15 protein-coding genes are annotated in these 17,574 nt (G+C 64.9%); all 15 read left to right on the top strand.

Annotation, left to right across the window (positions count from 1 at the left end):
- Nucleotides 1-92: 92 nt before the first annotated feature.
- The 15 genes from SARO_RS03655 to bioD all read left to right on the top strand — a co-directional run bounded on the left by SARO_RS03655 (nt 93) and on the right by bioD (nt 17,559).
- On the top strand, nt 93-1,061 hold the full coding sequence (locus tag SARO_RS03655) for a hypothetical protein (RefSeq protein ID WP_176929293.1): 969 nt from the start codon (nt 93-95) through the stop codon (nt 1,059-1,061).
- A 3-nt stretch (nt 1,062-1,064) separates the two neighbouring features.
- On the top strand, nt 1,065-2,018 hold the full coding sequence (locus SARO_RS03650; protein WP_011444391.1) for a hypothetical protein: 954 nt from the start codon (nt 1,065-1,067) through the stop codon (nt 2,016-2,018).
- Nucleotides 2,015-3,775 carry a glycosyltransferase family 2 protein gene (locus SARO_RS03645; protein ID WP_011444390.1) on the top strand — a complete coding sequence of 587 codons (1,761 nt, stop codon included), beginning with the start codon at nt 2,015-2,017 and terminating at the stop codon, nt 3,773-3,775. Before SARO_RS03650 ends, SARO_RS03645 begins: the two co-directional genes overlap by 4 nt.
- Before the next feature lie 278 nt (nt 3,776-4,053).
- The gene (locus SARO_RS03640; RefSeq protein ID WP_234007405.1) at nt 4,054-5,049 is read left to right on the top strand and encodes a polysaccharide biosynthesis/export family protein; all 996 of its coding nucleotides are present in this window, start codon (nt 4,054-4,056) and stop codon (nt 5,047-5,049) included.
- A gap of 253 nt (nt 5,050-5,302) precedes the next feature.
- Nucleotides 5,303-6,325, top strand: a complete 1,023-nt coding sequence (locus SARO_RS03635; protein WP_011444388.1) for a KpsF/GutQ family sugar-phosphate isomerase — start codon at nt 5,303-5,305, stop codon at nt 6,323-6,325.
- Complete coding sequence (gene kdsA, locus SARO_RS03630) at nt 6,322-7,173, top strand: 3-deoxy-8-phosphooctulonate synthase (protein ID WP_011444387.1); 852 nt, start codon at nt 6,322-6,324, stop codon at nt 7,171-7,173. The genes SARO_RS03635 and kdsA overlap by 4 nt, the downstream gene beginning before the upstream one ends.
- A complete protein-coding gene (locus SARO_RS20105; protein ID WP_011444386.1) occupies nt 7,166-9,172 on the top strand; it encodes a methyltransferase domain-containing protein in 2,007 nt (668 codons plus the stop codon). The genes kdsA and SARO_RS20105 overlap by 8 nt, the downstream gene beginning before the upstream one ends.
- Entirely contained in the window at nt 9,169-11,253 is a 2,085-nt protein-coding gene (locus SARO_RS20100) for a glycosyltransferase family 2 protein (RefSeq protein ID WP_143004767.1), read from the top strand. Before SARO_RS20105 ends, SARO_RS20100 begins: the two co-directional genes overlap by 4 nt.
- Complete coding sequence (locus tag SARO_RS03615) at nt 11,250-12,008, top strand: class I SAM-dependent methyltransferase (RefSeq protein WP_011444384.1); 759 nt, start codon at nt 11,250-11,252, stop codon at nt 12,006-12,008. The genes SARO_RS20100 and SARO_RS03615 overlap by 4 nt, the downstream gene beginning before the upstream one ends.
- A 101-nt stretch (nt 12,009-12,109) precedes the next feature.
- Complete coding sequence (locus tag SARO_RS03610) at nt 12,110-13,162, top strand: capsule biosynthesis protein (RefSeq protein WP_143004766.1); 1,053 nt, start codon at nt 12,110-12,112, stop codon at nt 13,160-13,162.
- Between the two features lies 1 nt (nt 13,163).
- On the top strand, nt 13,164-13,961 hold the full coding sequence (locus SARO_RS03605; RefSeq protein ID WP_011444382.1) for an ABC transporter permease: 798 nt from the start codon (nt 13,164-13,166) through the stop codon (nt 13,959-13,961).
- Complete coding sequence (locus SARO_RS03600; protein WP_011444381.1) at nt 13,958-14,605, top strand: ABC transporter ATP-binding protein; 648 nt, start codon at nt 13,958-13,960, stop codon at nt 14,603-14,605. Before SARO_RS03605 ends, SARO_RS03600 begins: the two co-directional genes overlap by 4 nt.
- A 118-nt stretch (nt 14,606-14,723) precedes the next feature.
- Complete coding sequence (gene bioB, locus SARO_RS03595; RefSeq protein WP_011444380.1) at nt 14,724-15,794, top strand: biotin synthase BioB; 1,071 nt, start codon at nt 14,724-14,726, stop codon at nt 15,792-15,794.
- A complete protein-coding gene (locus tag SARO_RS03590; protein ID WP_011444379.1) occupies nt 15,794-16,942 on the top strand; it encodes an 8-amino-7-oxononanoate synthase in 1,149 nt (382 codons plus the stop codon). The genes bioB and SARO_RS03590 overlap by 1 nt, the downstream gene beginning before the upstream one ends.
- Nucleotides 16,939-17,559 carry a dethiobiotin synthase gene (bioD, locus tag SARO_RS03585; protein WP_011444378.1) on the top strand — a complete coding sequence of 207 codons (621 nt, stop codon included), beginning with the start codon at nt 16,939-16,941 and terminating at the stop codon, nt 17,557-17,559. Before SARO_RS03590 ends, bioD begins: the two co-directional genes overlap by 4 nt.
- Nucleotides 17,560-17,574 lie beyond the last annotated feature (15 nt).

The raw sequence follows: 17,574 nt of genomic DNA, 5'->3' as shown, positions 1-17,574 counted from the left end.
AGCAAACTGCATCCAAGAAAGGTCCGGGACCGAGGTGCTTCCCGATGACCTGTCACCCCGGCCCGGCATAACCTGTCACGATGGCGACGATCATGAGCCGGCCCATCCGGCACATAAGACACATCCACGCCTTTCTGCGCGGCCAGGGGCGGGGCTTTGCCGGTTGGGGGCGCAAGGCCTCGGGCCGCAGGGCAAGCCTGCTCGGACGCCTTCTCGGCAGGCCCTGCGTCCTCATCGAGGACGGCTTCCTGCGTTCGGCCGGACGGCACGCCCCGCCGATCTCGCTGATCGTCGACGATACCGGTGTGTATTACGATGCCTCGGTGCCTTCGCTCGTAGAGCACCACATCAGCCGACCGATTTCCTCGCGCCAGGCAGAACGCGCCCGTCGCATCATCGCCGCCTGGCAGGCCGGCGGACTTTCGAAGTACAACGACCGGACAAACCTGCAGCGTCCGTTGCCGGACCATTTCATTCTGGTGGCCGACCAGACCGCAGGCGATCTCTCCATTCGCCACGGCGGGGCCGGGGAAGCAGAGTTCGGGGCGATGCTACGCGCTGCCCTGCGCGAAAATCCCGGACGCCCCGTCATCGTGAAGACTCATCCGGACGTATCGCAGGCAGGGCGCAGCGGCCATTTTGGCCCCGGCAGCCAGTACGCCGAACTAATGGAGAACCCGCAAGTCATTGCGGTAACCGAAGCCTGTGATCCTGTTCCGCTGCTCCAGCGTTCGGTCGCGGTCTATGCCGTCACCTCGCAGCTTGGCTTTGAAGCGCTGCTATGGGGCAAGCCGGTGCGGTGCTTCGGCATGCCCTTCTATGCTGGATGGGGCCTGACCCACGACGAACTTCCCCCGCCCCGGCGCCGCCGGCCGGTCTCGCTCGAGCAACTCGTTTACGGAGCGCTGGTCGGGGCGCCGCGATACGTCGATCCCTCCACGGGGGACAAGTGGGAGATCGAGGACGCCATGACGCATCTCGCGAACTGGAGCGCCTCCCACAACGACACCGCCGCCGCGATTCCCGCTCCGGTCGGTGCCCGCCACGCTCTGACGGGCTAGCGCATGGGGCTGCCGACCACCGATCTCTATTTCCGGAATGCGTGCGCCGACTGGCTACACCGCCCCTGGAGGCGCGGCCCGGTCCGCCGGATCGGTTCCAACACGTTCACCATCGCCGACACGCTCCTTCTGATCCGGCGCGATACGCCCGCGAGGATGCATGATGCGCTGAACTGGCGCGGCAGGGTGGTCTATCTGGTGGACGACGACATCGCGGCGGGCAGCACCTGCCGCCACCTCCCCGCCGATTATCGCGGGCGACTGGCCCGGTTCCACGCAGATTGGCAAGTGCCCCTGATCGAGCGGGCAGACCTCGTGGTCGCGACTTCGCCGGCCCTTCGCAGCGTACTGGATCCGATAGCAAACGGAACGCGCCTGCTCCATCCTTTCTGGCCCCATCAACCCGCAGGCCTGGATCATTTCTCGCAGGGCGAAACCCGCATGGTCCATCTGGGGAGCGGCAGTCATCGCGGGGGACTGATGCAAATCACACCCGCCCTGCTCACCACGCTGGATGCGGAGCCCAACGTCCGCCTCACCTGCTTCGGTCGCCCTGGCGAGCATCCGGCGCTGGAGCAGCACCCTCGCGTTTCGATGCTGCGCCCGATGCGCTGGTGGCGCTATCGGCGCTGGATCGCGCGCCAGCGTTTCCACATTGCACTGTACCCGCTGACGGACAGTCCATTCGATGCGGCCCGATCCGCGAACAAGCTTGCGGAACATGCCATCGTGGGAGCGGCCGGCATCTGCAGCGGCGCTTGGGGGCCGATGGGAAAACTGGACGACGCAGGCATTTGCGTGGGCGACGCGGAAGGCGCGTGGGAACGCGCGATCCGGGATCTCGTGCGCGATCGGGCGCGCGCCGCAGACATTGTCGGCTCGGCCGCCAGCACGCTGCGGCTCCTCTTTGATCCAGTTCACCAGCGCGAGTTCTGGATCGAGGTTCTGGCGGCATGAGCGCGCGCAGCTTTCTGGGCGGGTTCTGCATCGCCTTTTTCCGCGATCCCGTCCGGGCGCTGGTGGCAGCGTTCTGGTTCGCAACCGGCAAGCGAGTGCGGGCGCGCAATCGGCTGCACCTGGTGCTGACCATGCCGGGGACGGCCTACGATCGGTGGATCGCGGAAGTGGAGGGGGCGGATCTTCCCGAGGATCGCCCGGCCGACCGGGCTTCGGGGCAGGCATCGCCGCGCTTCAACGTGCTGATCTGCGTGCCTGACGACGACGCCGCCCGGATTATCCGCCGACAAATCGAAGCGCTGATCGCACAGGGTTGGCCGTACTGGACCGCGAACATCTTCGTGGGCGCAGACGTGACCATGCCCGACTTGCCGGATGATCCCCGCATTCGCTTGCTGCCTTCGATGGGGGACGGCGAGACCCTCAAGGAGACGTACCCTGCCTTGGAGACAAAGGGCGGTTACGTCGTGCCCCATCACCAGGGCGCGATCCTTTCCGGCAGCGCCCTCCAGCGCATGGCCGATGCCATTCGTGGAAGCGGCAATCCCACGATCATCTTTGGCGACCACGACCATCTCGCGGGTCTGAACCGCAGGCACACGCCATGGTTCAAGCCGCAATGGAACGCGGAAATGATCCTCGCCCAGGACTATGTGACGCAAGTCCTGGCAATCCGTGAGGACGAGGCACAGGCGCTGCGGCTCGACGGCGGGTCTTGCGCTGCCTATGCCCTTCTCCTTGAACTGAGCCGAACGCCGGGTTTCACGGCAGTACGCGTTCCCCATATCCTTGCCCACGTCGTCGACGATCACGCTCCGGATGCTTCCGCCATCCGGGCGATTGTCGCGCAGCACGTCGCGCATCGAGCCGGGATCGCAACGGCAGGCCCGTTCGGCACGGTCCGCGTCGCCTGGCCGTTGCCCGATCCCTTGCCACTGGTGAGCGTGATCGTGCCTACGCGGGACCAGCCGAGGCTTCTTCGTGCCTGCATGGACGGCCTTTTGCGCGACACGCTCTACGCGCCCATGGAAATCCTCGTGGTCGACAACGGGACCACCGATCGGCAAGCGCTGGCACTAATCCGCGAACACAGTGCCGACCCGCGAGTGAGGGTCCTGTCGGCACCGGGCCCCTACAATTATTCCAGGTTGAACAACCGGGCGGTCCGAGAAGCTGCGGGAGAGTACGTCTGCCTGCTGAACAACGATACGCAAGTCATCAAGGGGACATGGCTGCATGAGATGATGCGGCAGGCATCCCGACCGGAAGCGGGCGCTGTAGGTGCCATGCTGCTCTATCCGGACCACACGATCCAGCATGCAGGCGTCGTGGTCGGAATGGGAGAGGCAGCAGGCCATGCGCATCGCTTCCAAAGCGCAGATGGCGCGGGCTTCTTCGCCCAGGCCCATGTCCAGAGATACGTGAGCGCCGTCACCGCCGCCTGCCTCGTGGTCAAGCGCGAGAAGTTCCTCGCGGTCGACGGGCTGGACGAGGAGGGGCTGCCGATCGCCTTCAACGACGTCGACCTCTGCCTGAAGCTGCAGCGGGAGGGGTGGCGCAACCTTTATTGTCCGCAGGCGGTGATGGTACACCATGAATCGAAGTCCCGTGGCAAGGATTTCGCGCCGGACCAGCGTGACCGCTACATGCGGGAGTTGTCGGTACTGCAAGGCCGGTGGGGCACAGCCCGGTATCAGGACCCGCTGCACCACCCGCGCCTGAAGCGCTCCAGCGAAACCTATATCCTCGATTATTGACTGCGTTGCATCGGGATCGGAGCGGACAATGGCCAAGTTGGTCGGGTTCGGAGTTGGTTCGGCACCGCAACGCAATCGTCACTGTTACGTTACGAACGATGTACCGGAACAGCAGATATCGGGGCGGCCGAGGAGATGGCGGGAGCGGGGCGCGCAGCTGCCATGCGGCCATTCTCGCCCTGCTTGCCGGCAGCGCGACAGGCGGTTGCGCCGCGCTGCCGGCAAGCGGGCCAACCGGGCAAGCAATCGTCAGGTCGGCAAAGGCGCCCGGCGCGGCAATGCCATACCGCCTGGTCACGCTCGACAGCCTTTCCGCACTGCCTGCACCTAGTGCCTTCGCGCCCGGCATGCCCATGCGATTGGCGCCTCCCCCGACCGACCTCGTAGGACCGGCCGACGTACTCGACATCGCGATCTACGAAGCAGGCGTGGCCCTGTTCTCAAATGAAGGCGGCGGGAACCCGATGGCTGCTGGAGGAGCGGAGGCTGCCGCCAGATCTACCCGTCTCCCTCCCGTTCGCGTGGATGACGAAGGCAGGATCAGCCTGCCCTTCGTGGGGCAAGTCCGCGCCATGGGCCACACCACGGCAGAACTGCAGGCCATCATCCGCAAAGCGCTGCAACCGATGTCGCAGGACCCGCAGGTCATGGTGTCGGTCCAGCAATCGATCACCAACAGCGTGATCCTGAGCGGGGAGGTCGCCCGGCCGGGACGACTGGTCCTCGCCACGAACCGCGAGACTCTGGCCGAGACGATTGCCCTTGCCGGCGGGCAGAAGGGCGATGCGAAGGACATAGTCGCACGGCTATCGAGGAAGGACCGCACCTGGGAAATCCGGTTGAACGACCTTCTGGCCGATGATCGCCAAGACATTCCCGTCTACCCCGGCGACCGTATCACGCTCGTCAGCCAGCCGCTGACCTTCGCGGTCATGGGCGCACCGAACAAGGTAGACCATTTCCGCTTCCCCCGGTCTTCCATGTCGCTGGCGGAAGCGGTTGCACTGGCAGGCGGTGCCAATCCCGATCTGGGCGATGCCGCCGCCGTGTTCGTATTCCGCTTCGAGAGACGCGAGGATGGCTCGGAGGAACCGGTCGTCTTCCATCTCGACATGCTGCGCCCAGGTGCCGTCTTCATCTCGCAACGGTTCGCGATGACGGACAGGGACGTGCTGTATATCGGCAATGCCCGGGCCAACCAGCCGGGCAAGCTGATCCAGCTCATCAGCCAGCTCTTCGCGCCGGTCGTCACGGTAGAGCGATTGGCCCGATGAAACATTCCACAGCGCTCAAGTCTGCTCGATTTTCGAGCAATCCGGATTGGGGCCTGACAAGCGGGAGCCGCGACAAGGTGCTCGCACCAGCGACCTTGGCTGGCGGGGGCGCGGTCCGGCCTCAATGGCAGAAACCGAAGGGCAGCCAGCGCGTGCAACTGGATATGCGCCCGTTTCCGAACAGCCGGTGCTTGCCGAAAGGAAGGGGTGAAGCCTCACATCAGTTTGGGTGCAGCTTGGAACGGAACAACAAATGAAAACAAGGTTCGACAGCGATCCCTTCGAGCCGGTCGCGACAGAGGCGGTCACCCGATCGATTCCGCCCCGCAAGATCGGTCGTGAGGTCGTGATCGCGGAAAGCGCAGGGCTTGCTGCACTTGCCGAGGCGCTGGATGCCTCGTTCGACGCTGCGGTGAGTCTACTGCATTCCGGCGGCGGTCGCGTGTTCGTGAGCGGGGTGGGCAAATCGGGCCACGTCGCCCGAAAGATAGCCAGCACCTTATCGTCCACCGGTCGTCCGGCGTGCTTCATTCATCCGGTGGAGGCCATGCATGGCGATCTTGGAATGCTGTGCCCCGGGGACGTGCTGATCGTGCTGTCCAATTCGGGAGCGTCGATGGAACTGCGCGGCCTAGTCGACCATGCGCAGCGTCTTTCGGCAAGGATCGTGGCGATCGGGGCCCGGCCGGACTCTCCGCTGATGCGGGTGGCGGACATCGCGCTCGTCATTCCCGATGGCCCCGAAGCATGCCCGGTCAACATTGCGCCAACCACATCGACCACGATGATGCTGGCACTGGGCGATGCGCTTGCCGTGGCTGTGATGAGCGCGCGCGGCATCGGGGTAGAGCGCATCAGGCTGCTCCACCCGGGAGGCCCGATCGGAGAGCGGCTCCGCGTCGCGGAGGACGTGATGCGAACCGACGCCCTGCCGCTGGTGGGGGTCGAGGACCCGATGCCCGAAGTGCTGTTGTGCATGGCGCGATCAGGCCTCGGAATCGCGGGCGTGGTCGCCTTGGGTGGAGGACTGGTCGGCGTGATCGAGGCGGACAGGCTGCCAGCCGTGGCCCGCGACCTCGCCGGGGAGCGGGCCGGGTTTTTGATGAACCGCCACGCCTGGGTCGCAAGGCGGGAAACGCCCTTGGACGAAATCGCCCGGAACCTGGGTGTCGGCGGGAGCGATGCGGCCCTCGTGATTGCGGGCGAGAACGATCGCAGGCCGATCGGCGTCGTCAGCGCTCGGAACCTCGGCACGTCGGGAGCGTGGCCGGCATGAACGCGGGATTCGAACGAATGAAGCGGCGGCGGCGGCCCTTCCTCATTTCGGGCCCCTGCGTCATAGAGGGGCTGGACCTGTGTCTTGGCATGGCGGAGGCGCTTGCCCGCCTGGCAGACAAGCTCGACATCGCGATCGTGTTCAAGGCAAGCTTCGACAAGGCCAACCGGACCTCGGCGGCATCTTTTCGCGGACCGGGCCTGGAGCGCGGCCTGCGCATCCTCGAAAGCGTGAAGCGGGAAAGCGGCCTTCCGGTGCTGACCGACGTGCACGAGGCGGGCCATTGCGCCGAGGTGGCGGAGGTGGTCGACTTCCTGCAGACGCCGGCGTTTCTGGCGCGGCAAACCGACCTGATCGAAGCAGCAGCGGCGACGGGGCGCCCGGTGAATCTCAAGAAGGCACAGTTCATGGCTCCAGCCGACATGCTGGCGGTCGTAGACAAGGCGCGCATGGCATCGCAGCGCGCCGGGCATGGCGCGGGGAGCCTTGCGGTATGCGAGCGAGGGACCGCCTTCGGCTACGGCAACCTGGTGGTCGACATGCGTTCACTGGACGAACTGCGGGCGACCGGTTGTCCGGTGATCTTCGACGCGACCCATTCGGTCCAGTTGCCGGGGGCGCTCGGTTCCTGTTCGGGTGGGCAGCGGCGCCATGTGCCGACATTGGCCCGCGCCGCGGTTGCGGTGGGCGTCGACGGTCTTTTCCTGGAATGTCATCCTGATCCCGACCGGGCGCTTTCGGATGGACCGAACAGCCTCGCGCTCGCCGATGTGGGACCGCTGATGCGCGTCCTCGTCGAAATCGACGCCGCCAGACGGGCTGAGCGCAAGGAATTGACCGATGCATGACACAGCGTACCGCGTCGGCGGCCGGTTCCTCGAAAGCTACCTCGACCTGGCCGATTGCGACGTGCTCGAGATCGGCGCCCTAATCGTGAATGGCACATTGCGCGACCATGCCCTTCCGACCACGCGGTGGGTCGGCATCGATCTCGTGCCAGGTCCAGGGGTGGACATCGTCGCGCAACCGGGAGAGGCCCTGCCCGTCCCCGACAGTGCGTTCGACGCGGTCGTGGCCAGTTCTGTCTTCGAGCACGATCCTGCATTCTGGGAAACGTTCCTGGAAATGGCCGACAAGGTCCGGCCAGGAGGCTACGTCTACATCAACGCTCCCTCGAACGGCGGCATCCATCGCTACCCCCAGGACAACTGGCGCTTCTACCCGGATAGCGGTCGGGCGCTTGCCGCCTGGGCACAGCGCAAGGGCCGCGACATCAGCCTGGTCGAAAGCTTCGTGGCCGCGCGCGGACAGAAGGAGTGGAACGACTTCGTTGCCGTGTTCCGCCGGGGACAACCGGCCCCCGACCACGCCATGCGCCTGCTTCACACGCAGGTCGACTGCGTGAACGTCTCGACGTGGAGCGAACCGGGGCTGGTCCGCCCCGTGGCGATCACCGAAGACATGCAGCTCCTCGACGAAGCCCGAAGCGAATGCGCTCACGCCAAGTCCGCCGCAAGCGAAAGCGATGCGAGGGCTGCCTTGGCAATCGGTGGACTGGAAGCCAAGGTAGCGCAGATCGAAGCGCAGTTTCGCGCTGCCGAAAAGAGCCGCGCTAGCGCGGAAACATTGTTGAGCGCCGAACGGGCAGAGCGCAGGGCCCTGGCTGCCGCGGTCGAGACCGCGCAAGCCGAAAAGGCGTTGCTACGTGAACAGCTGGCGAAGAGTGCGGAAGAACAGGCCGAGATTGAGGGCAACCTCGCTTGCATCAGGGCAGAACTGGGCAACACGGAACACGAACTTTCCGCAACGCGAAGTACGCTGCGCCAGCGGGAAGAAGAACTCTCGCAACTCCTGGCAGAGCTGCAGCGTTCGCTGGCCGAGCGAGACTGCCTTCTCGATCGGCTTGCGAAAATGGATACGGCGGCCCGAAGGATGGAAGAGAAGCTCTCGGAGGCCGAAGGCTGGGTGTTCCGGCTGGCGGCCGAGAGGACCGCACGGGAGCGGGAAATGGCCGTGGCGGAACGTGCGCTGCGACGGGAACGCAAGGAACGGGCACGGGCGGACTGGTTATGGACAACCCTGGCGCACGACGCGCAGCGCCTGTCCGAACGTCTCGTCGAGGTGGAAGACAGTTCCCGGCAGGCACAGGCCCGGCTGGAGCAGGCCCTGGCCGATGCGACGACCGCGCTCACCCATCTCAAGGAAGAACGCGCCGCTCAGTTGCGATCAGCGCAGGGCAAGACGGAGGCCGAGCGCGAAGCGCGCCTGTCACTTGCTCGCCAACTGGAGGAAGAAGTGCACCGCAGGCAACGCGAACTGACCCTGCAACAAGCAGAATTGTCCAAGGAAAGAGAAACGCGGCGCGCCGCAGAGGCAACTATCCGGGAAACCGAGGCCCAGCTTTCGACCGTTCGGCAGTCGCTGGCGAAGGTGCGCGAGGACGCTCTTGCGGAGACAAGCCGCATCAAGGGTGAGCAGGCGACGGCCGCCCGGATCCTTGCCGCTCGAAGCGAGGAGATCGTCGCGCTGACCAAGCTTCTTGCCAACGCTGAACGGCCTGCCGCACCGCCACCGCAATTGCCGACAGTGGCAACGATGCTGGCCGAAGTGGTCGGAGAAGCCCTGATGGCGACCCAGCCTCGTATCGGACTGCCTTTCGTTCGCCGGAACGTCAGCTCCCGGCTGCGCACGACCTTGCGCCAGAAGGGCTTGTTCGACGCAGAGGCTTATCTCCGCGCCAATCCCGATGTCGCAGCGGCCGGGCAGGATGCGCTGCATCACTACCTGATACATGGTCTGAAGGAAGGACGCCTGTTCGGCTCGAGCGCAACGGGAGACGGACATTGACGGAAGCGGCGTCACCTCTCGATCAGGGGCTTTTGGCCATGGATCAGGCGCACGCGAATGCCGCCAGTCTGGAAGCCAGCGATCTGTTCGACGCCGATTGGTATCTTGCCGAATACCCCGACGTGCAAAGCCTGCAGATGCCGCCAGCGGTCCACTACCTGTGGCTGGGAGCGCGGCTTGGCCGCAACCCGTCTCCGCGCTTCAGTACGCGCAGCTACCTTGATGCTAATCCGGATGTCGCGCAGGCCGGCATCAATCCGCTGCTTCACTTCCTCCTGGCAGGACGCGACGAAGGGCGGTCAGGCACGATACTCGCCGCGCCGTCCAGAGGTTCGACAGAGACCGACGTCAACGCCAGCACCTTTGGCGAACATCGGCCCTATGTTTTCCTCCCGCCCGCCGATCTCGATCGCATCGCAGCGCAATGGTCGAAGGACAGCGCGCGTCCCGACGCCCAGGGCCGGGGCATCGCCATCTTCAGTGCGATCACTGGCAGTTACGACAGCATCAACCACCACGAGCACCTGATTCCCGGGGCGGACTACCTGCTGTTCAGCGACGCGCCCAAGCCTCGGTATGTGTACCAACCGCGACAGGCCCCCTGGTTCGATTGCGACACCGTCCGGGCGGCACGCTTCATCAAGACGCACCCACACATGCTGCTGGGCGGCTATCGCATCGCCGTGTGGATCGATGGCAACATCCTGATCAGGGGAGATCTCCTTCCGCTCGTTCAGCGTTTCGAGGAGTCCGGGCTCGCGTTCGGAGCGGTGCCGCACCCGTTGCGCCAATCGGTCTACGCCGAAGCGGTCGAGTGCATGAAACGCGGCAAGGATGACGAAGCGACGATCCGCCGCCAGATGCAGCGTTACCGCCGCGAAGAATTCGACTGCGAGGACCTGATCGAGAGCAATCTCCTGATGTTCCGGCTCGGCCACCCATCACTCGCACCGCTGCTCGATACCTGGTGGGCGCAGATCGAGAGTGGATCGCGCCGGGATCAGTTGTCTCTGAACTATGCCCTGCACAAGACAGGCGTCGAGTGGCTCGCGCTGACCCAGCGCCCGCACAGCGTCCGCGACCACCCGGCGCTCGCCTTGATGCATCACCGGTCCCAGTTCAATCCGGCCGAGCCTGGCGTCTGCCTCCCTCGCCCGCGGGAACGGACGTTCGCCGAAGTGCGCGCGGAGCGGATCGCTGCACAATCGGCGCGCCGGGCCGATGTCATCGTCTGCGTGCACAACGCTCCCGAGATGGTGGCACGCTGCCTTGATTCCGTGCGCACCGGCCAGAACCCCGACCGTCATCGCATCATAATAATCGACGACGGTTCAGGCCGGGACACCGCGGAACTCGTTTCGCGCTTTGCGGCGGATACCCCGAACACCGTGCTGATCCGCAACGCTGTGGCGGGAGGCTACACCCGTGCCGCCAACCAGGGCCTGAAAGCCATGGATGCCGACATGGCAATCCTTTTGAACAGCGATACCGTGGTGGCACCCGGCTGGATCGAAAAGCTGCTCGACGCCGCGTTCTCCAATCCGGGCGTCGGTATTGTCGGTCCGATGTCCAGTGCCGCAAGTCATCAATCCATTCCCGAACACCAGAGCCGGCACGACCAGACGGCGATCAACGATTTGCCGCCCGGTTGGTCCGCCGCCGACATGGACGCCTGGTGCGAACGCATGGCGCCCGCCGACTTCCTGCCCCGGGTTCCGCTCGTGCACGGGTTCTGCTTCGCCGTAACCCGAGAAGCCGTTGAGCGGATTGGATACCTCGACGAAGACAGCTTTCCGGACGGGTACGGCGAGGAAAACGACTACTGCTTGCGCGCCACCGACGCCGGTGTCGGGCTGGCAATCGCCACGCACACGTACGTCTTCCACGAGAAGTCGCAGAGCTACCAAAGCGATCGCCGGATATCCCTCATGAAGAGAGGCAACGGAAAGATCCGCGAGTTGCACGGCGACGAGCGTGTCGCTCGCGCGGTTCGCTCCATGCAGCAGAACCCGCACCTGGGCCGCCTGCGCACTGCCGCGGCCCGCCTGTTCGCCGTCACCACACCGGAGACACCTGCATGAACGAATTCGCAGACCTGTTCCTGCCTGATGCCGAAGGCGCCACTTCGCCGGACTACTATGACTTCGGCTGCAGTTCAGGCGGGAACCTGGCGTTCATCGCCGGATTCCTGCCCGAACTGAAGGGTGTCGGCATAGATATAAACGAGGCCAAGGTCGCACTCGCCCAAAATCGCGGGCAAGAGGCGATCGTCCGCGACATCCTGAAGATGCCGGAAAGCAAGCAGGTGGATTTCGTCACCATGGCGCATTTCCTTGAGCACCTGCTTTCCACGCAGGCCGCCGGCATGTTCCTTCGCAAGGCGGCTCGCATCGCGCGATCCTTCGTCCACGTCCGCCAGCCCTGGTTCGATGCCGATGGCTATCTGCTGTCGAAGGGGTTGAAATTCTATTGGTCCGACTGGCGAGGCCACCGCAATGCGATGACATCGCTCGACTTTCACAAGATTTGCCGTGACCTGCTGGCGAAAGGCGAAATCGCCTCGTTCGGCATCTACGGACGCGGTCCGATTGCGGATTCCGAAAGTGAGATGGTGATACCCGTCGATGCGCCATTCGACAGCCAGAAATACGTTGAAACGCTGGGCCCCAAGCCGGCGGTCGGCTTCGAAATACCTGTTTTTGCAGAGATCCTCGTGGATATCGCCGTCGTCCGGGGGGCCGAAAGCGACGCCAATCGGCGCGCGCTCCTGCGACGGCTCGACATGAAATTGCCGGTCGTGCCGATCATCGAAAGCGCCGGGCATTGCTGGCCGTGACGGCTGCCCGGCAACCCGCAGGCCCTGGCCGCATCCGCGCTTGGCTCGCGGGCATCCCGCTCAGGCATCGATGGTTCGCTTTACTGGTCGCGGTGCCGATCATGCTGGCGACGCTTTATTATTCCGCCATCGCATCGGACGAATTCGTTTCACAATCGCGCTTCGTGGTCAAAAGCAGCGAAGGCCGCGGACCGCAGGTATCTACCCTTGCCAACCTGATCCAGACCAGCGGCATCTCGCGCGGGCAGGAAGAGACAAGCGCGGTTCTCGACTATCTCCGTTCGCGCAACGCCTTGCAGGCCCTGCTGGGCAGTGTCGACGTACGAGCAGCCTACGCGCGTCCGGGGACGGACCGCCTGTCACGTTTCCCGCGTCCTTTCGAGGACCCCCTGAACTTCGAGAACCTCTACGAATTCTACAGCGACAAGGTCGAAGCCTATGCAGACCCCGAGAGCGGGCTTGCGGTGCTGAGGGTGCGGGCGTTCGACCCCGCGCAGGCAGAGGCAATGAACCGTAACCTCCTTGCCCTGGGCGAAAGGCTTGTGAATGCCCTGAACGAGCGCGCGCATGGGCAGGCGGTTCGAGAGGCCCGGCGGCGCGTTGCGGAAGCGGAAGCGCGGGTGGCGGCAGCGCGCCACAATCTCATGTCCTATCGCAATCGCCAGCAACTGATGGACCCGGAACGGCAAGCGGGCGGCGTCTTTACCGTGATGACGGCACTCACGTCCGAGCGGGCAGCGCTTCAGGCGCGCCTTGACCAGATGCGGGGTGCAACTCCGGGAAATCCCGCCATCCCGGGCCTGCGCGGACGCATCGCCGCGCTTGGTACCGAGATCGATGCGCTGGCGCAGCGCATAGCGGGGGCCGACGGCGCCATTGCATCGAAGCTGCCACCCTACGAAACCCTTCTGGCCGAGCAGGAATTTGCCACGCAGACTCTTGCTGCCGCCCAGGCCGCGCTGGAACAGGCCCGCAATTCGGCCACGCGCCAGCAGTACTACCTCGAACGCGTGGTCGAACCGAACCGGCCCGACAAGGCAGCCTATCCGAGACGCCTGAAATCCACGCTGACGATTGCCGCTGGCATCCTTTGTCTCTGGTTCATCGGTTGGATGTTCGTCGTAGGCATTCTCGAACACGCTCCGGAGGACTGACATGCCCAGCCTCGACACTCCAAGCCTGTCTGCCGGTTGGAAGATCCAGATCCGCGTCATCAAGGCCCTCCTGATCAGAGAGCTTACGACACGGTTCGGCCGCGAAAACATCGGATTCCTATGGATGATGGCCGAGCCCGCCCTGTTTGCCGTGCTGGTCGCGCTGCTGTGGCGCTTTGTGCGAGGTCCGGAAGAGCACGGTATCGGGATCATCGCGTTCACGGTCAGCGGGTACATACCGCTCGTGCTGTTCCGCCATGCGGTGAACCGAGCGACGGGGGTGCTGAGCGCCAATCACGGCCTGCTGTACCATCGGCAAGTCAAAATCCTCGACCTTGTGCTGGCCCGCTTTCTCATCGAACTGGTCGGCGCGATGATGGCTTACGTGTTGGTTGCCACAGTGCTGTTCCTGGCAGGGCTGTTCCCGATGCCGCACGACCTCGGACTGTTCATGCTGGGATGGGGCTACTGGTCATTTATCAGCTTTGCCGTAGCCTTGGTGATCGCGCCGCTGAGCCAGATGCATGAACTGGTGGAGAAGCTGATTCCCGTCACGACCTACGTGATGGTACCGCTTTCGGGGGCTTTCCACCTCATGGCCTGGCTCACGCCCGGTGCGCGCGTCTGGCTGGCGTGGTCGCCGCTCGTCCATGGCATGGAAATGATGCGCTTCGGAATGTTCGGTCATCTGGTGTGGCCGCACTACAGTCCCGGCTACCCGCTGGCCGGGGCGATCGGGCTGACCTGCCTCGGGCTGGCTCTCTCACGCCGCGTACGCAGGACCATGGCGGTCGAATGATCACCTGCCAGATGATCCACAAGACGTACGCCGCCGGGCACGGAGAACGCAAGGTCCTGCGCGGGCTCGATTTCGCCATCTCGAGAGGCGAGCATGTGGGCTTTCTCGGTCGCAACGGCGCGGGCAAGACGACGCTGATCAAACTGCTTGGCGGCGTGGAGTTTCCGACGGCGGGCACGATCCGGCGGCGCATGACGGTGTCGTGGCCCCTCGGCTTTGGCGGCGGCTTTCAGGGCAGCCTGACCGGCTACGATAACGCGCGCTTCATCGCCCGCATCTATGGCATGTCCTACCGCGACATCGCCGACTTCGTCGAGGACTTCACCGAACTTGGCCGCCAGTTGCGGGCCCCGGTCAAGACCTACTCGCAAGGCATGCGCGCGCGTCTTGCCTTCGCCCTTTCCATGGCGATCGAGTTCGACTGCTATCTTGTCGACGAAGTTATTCTCGTGGGGGACCACCGTTTCCACGAGAAATGCAGGCTCGAGTTGTTCGGCAAGCGGTCCGACCGAGCACTGATCCTTGCCTCGCACAACGCCGCCCTGATCCGCGAGCATTGCACGCGCGCCATGGTCCTGCACGATGGGCGGGGTACGATGCACGACGACATAGACCTTGCCCTTCGTCACTACGAGGCGCTGTAACCGCAACTTGGACCCTGGCAAGATTTCGTCACGCGGTTCCCGCTTGAATTCGCAGGCGCGCTGGCCAAAGTTTTACGCTATGGGCCCCGCCTACGTATTCACTGGAAGGATTCCGAACGTGCAGGAAACCGCGCTTCTTGAGCGAGAATCGGCTGGAACCGGCAACGCCCCCGTCCGCACCGACTGGACGCGCGAGGAAATCGCCGCGCTGTTCGACCTGCCATTCACCGAACTCCTGTTCCGGGCTGCCGAGGTACACCGCGCGCACCATCGCGCAGGCGAGGTGCAGCTCTGCACGCTGCTGTCGATCAAGACCGGCGGGTGCCCTGAAGATTGCGGCTACTGTTCGCAATCGGTGAAGGCAGACAGCGGCGTCGAGGCGACGAAACTGATGGAAGTGCAGAAGGTCCTGCAATCCGCCGCGCAGGCCAAGGACAATGGCTCCAAGCGCTTCTGCATGGGCGCCGCCTGGCGCAACCCCAAGGACCGAGACATGCCGGCGATCATCTCCATGATCAAGGGCGTGCGCGAGATGGGCATGGAAACCTGCATGACGCTTGGCATGCTGACGCCTTCGCAGGCAGCGCAGCTCGCCGACGCGGGTCTCGACTACTACAACCATAACATCGACACCTCGCCCGAACGCTACGAGGAAGTCATCACCACCCGCACTTTTGCGGACCGCCTGCAGACGCTCGACAACGTGCGCAACGCCGGGATCAACGTGTGCTCGGGCGGCATCGTCGGCATGGGCGAGACTCGCGCCGACCGCGTCGGCTTCGTTCACGCCCTCGCCACGCTTGAACAGCATCCGGAAAGCGTTCCCGTGAACGCCCTCGTCCCGATCAAGGGCACCGTGCTGGGCGACATGCTGGCCGATACCCCGCTCGCGAAGATCGACGACATCGAGTTCGTTCGCACCGTGGCCGTCGCGCGCATCACCATGCCGCTCTCTATGGTTCGCCTGTCCGCCGGACGCGAATCGATGTCGGAGGCCACGCAGGCGCTGTGCTTCATGGCAGGCGCCAACTCGATCTTCACCGGCGACAAGCTGCTTACCGCTGCCAACGCCGGCGACGATGCCGATGCCGCCATGTTCAAGCGCCTCGGTCTCAAGCCGATGGAAGGCGAGGAACCCATGCGGGCGATGAAGTCCGTCGGAGGCTGCTCCGGAGGCTGCGCGGCGTAATGGCCGAAAGCACCACCCGCACCGGCAACCTGTGGTCGGCGCACACCGCCGACCTTGCAGCGCTTGGCGAAAAGGCGCGCCTGCGCTCGCTCGCTCCGCGGCGCGGGGTGGACTTCGCATCGAACGACTACCTCGCCATGTCCTCCTCGCCCCGACTGGCAGGGGCAGTGCAGGAAGCCGTGACGCGGGGTGTGCCGTTGGGTTCGGGTGGATCGAGGCTGCTGCGAGGCAATGATCCCGAACACGAGTTGCTGGAGACGGAAGCCGCCCGCTTCTTCGGCTCGGAAAGCGCCCTGTTCTTCTCGTCAGGCTACGCCGCCAATGTTGCACTGCTTTCCACTCTTCCGCAGCGCGGTGACCTGATTATCTATGACGAACTGGTCCATGCCTCAATGCACGAGGGCCTGCGCCTGACGCGCGCCACCAGCGTCAGTGCCGCCCACAACGATCCGCAGAGCTTCGACGATGCTGCGCTTGACTGGCGCGCCAAGGGCAACACCGGCCGCGTCTGGCTCGCGTTCGAGACGCTCTATTCCATGGACGGCGACATGGCACCGGTTGCCGAGATGGCGCAGATCGCGGAACGCCACGACGCGGTCATGCTGATCGACGAAGCCCACGCGACGGGCGTGTTCGGCGTCGATGGACGCGGCCTTGCCGCCAGCCTTGACGGGCGGGCCGATACCATTGTTCTGCGCACTTGCGGCAAAGCCATGGGCTGTGAAGGTGCCCTCGTCCTGGCGCCGCGTGTCGTCCGCGACTTCCTCGTCAATCGGGGCCGTCCTTTCATCTTCTCGACCGCTCCTTCACCGCTCGTATGCGCCGCAGTGCGCGAGGCGATGCGCATGATGGCAGACGAGCCCGAGCGCCGCGAGAACTTGCGTACGCTCGTAGCCCACGCCGAACGTGCACTCGTCCGCCACGGCGCCGAACCAACAGGTTCGCAGATCCTTCCGCTAATCCTGGGCGAAGACGCGCGCACCATGGCAGTCGCCGCTTCTCTCCAGGCAAGCGGTTTCGACGTGCGCGGCATCCGCCCACCCACAGTGCCGCAAGGCACCAGCCGCCTGCGCATCTCGCTGACGCTCAACGCCACGCGCGACGACGTCGATGCGCTTGGCACAGCACTGGAAGAGGCGCTGCGATGACCGCTTTCGTCGTCACCGGCACAGACACGGGCGTCGGCAAGACGATCTTTTCCGCCGCGCTGACAGGCGCGCTTAACGCGCATTACTGGAAGCCTGTCCAGGCCGGGCTCGAAGACGGCGCAGACCGCGATCACGTGGCACGGCTCGCCGGGGTTCCCGCCAGCCATGTCCTGCCCGAATCCTACCGCCTCAACACGCCTTGCTCTCCCCACCGCGCGGCGGAGCTTGACGGCGTGGTGCTGGACCTGGCCCGCATCGCACTTCCGGACGTCCGGCCACTGGTAGTCGAAGGTGCGGGCGGCGCGCTCGTTCCCGTCACCCGCAACACGACCTATGCGGACGTCTTCGCCTGGTGGAACCTGCCGGTCGTGATCGTTGCCCGCACCGGGCTTGGTACGATCAATCACTCGCTCCTGACGATCGAGGCGCTGCGCGCGCGCGGGGTGCCGATCCACGGCGTAGCCTTCGTCGGCGACGCAGTGGAGGACAGCGAGGCCACGATCTGCGCCATGGGCGAAGTCAGGCGGTTAGGCCGCCTGCCGATGCTCGGCCAGCTCGACCGGCCCGCGCTCGCACAGGCCTTTGCCGAAGGCTTCCGGGTAGAAGATTTCGCCTAGGACGGGCCCCGCCCG

It is taken from the genome of Novosphingobium aromaticivorans DSM 12444 (genome assembly GCF_000013325.1).
In the GTDB taxonomy this organism is placed as follows: Bacteria; Pseudomonadota; Alphaproteobacteria; order Sphingomonadales; family Sphingomonadaceae; genus Novosphingobium; species Novosphingobium aromaticivorans.
This window is presented reverse-complemented; position numbering and strand designations above follow the sequence as displayed.

Excerpts from the sequence above, each read along its gene's own strand:
- SARO_RS03655 (WP_176929293.1), top strand. The coding sequence starts at position 93 with ATGAGCCGGCCCATCCGGCACATAAGACACATCCACGCCTTTCTGCGC.
- SARO_RS03650 (WP_011444391.1), top strand. The coding sequence starts at position 1,065 with ATGGGGCTGCCGACCACCGATCTCTATTTCCGGAATGCGTGCGCCGAC.
- SARO_RS03645 (WP_011444390.1), top strand. The coding sequence starts at position 2,015 with ATGAGCGCGCGCAGCTTTCTGGGCGGGTTCTGCATCGCCTTTTTCCGC.
- SARO_RS03640 (WP_234007405.1), top strand. The coding sequence starts at position 4,054 with ATGCCATACCGCCTGGTCACGCTCGACAGCCTTTCCGCACTGCCTGCA.
- SARO_RS03635 (WP_011444388.1), top strand. The coding sequence starts at position 5,303 with ATGAAAACAAGGTTCGACAGCGATCCCTTCGAGCCGGTCGCGACAGAG.
- kdsA (WP_011444387.1), top strand. The coding sequence starts at position 6,322 with ATGAACGCGGGATTCGAACGAATGAAGCGGCGGCGGCGGCCCTTCCTC.
- SARO_RS20105 (WP_011444386.1), top strand. The coding sequence starts at position 7,166 with ATGCATGACACAGCGTACCGCGTCGGCGGCCGGTTCCTCGAAAGCTAC.
- SARO_RS03615 (WP_011444384.1), top strand. The coding sequence starts at position 11,250 with ATGAACGAATTCGCAGACCTGTTCCTGCCTGATGCCGAAGGCGCCACT.
- SARO_RS03610 (WP_143004766.1), top strand. The coding sequence starts at position 12,110 with ATGCTGGCGACGCTTTATTATTCCGCCATCGCATCGGACGAATTCGTT.
- SARO_RS03605 (WP_011444382.1), top strand. The coding sequence starts at position 13,164 with ATGCCCAGCCTCGACACTCCAAGCCTGTCTGCCGGTTGGAAGATCCAG.
- SARO_RS03600 (WP_011444381.1), top strand. The coding sequence starts at position 13,958 with ATGATCACCTGCCAGATGATCCACAAGACGTACGCCGCCGGGCACGGA.
- SARO_RS03590 (WP_011444379.1), top strand. The coding sequence starts at position 15,794 with ATGGCCGAAAGCACCACCCGCACCGGCAACCTGTGGTCGGCGCACACC.
- bioD (WP_011444378.1), top strand. The coding sequence starts at position 16,939 with ATGACCGCTTTCGTCGTCACCGGCACAGACACGGGCGTCGGCAAGACG.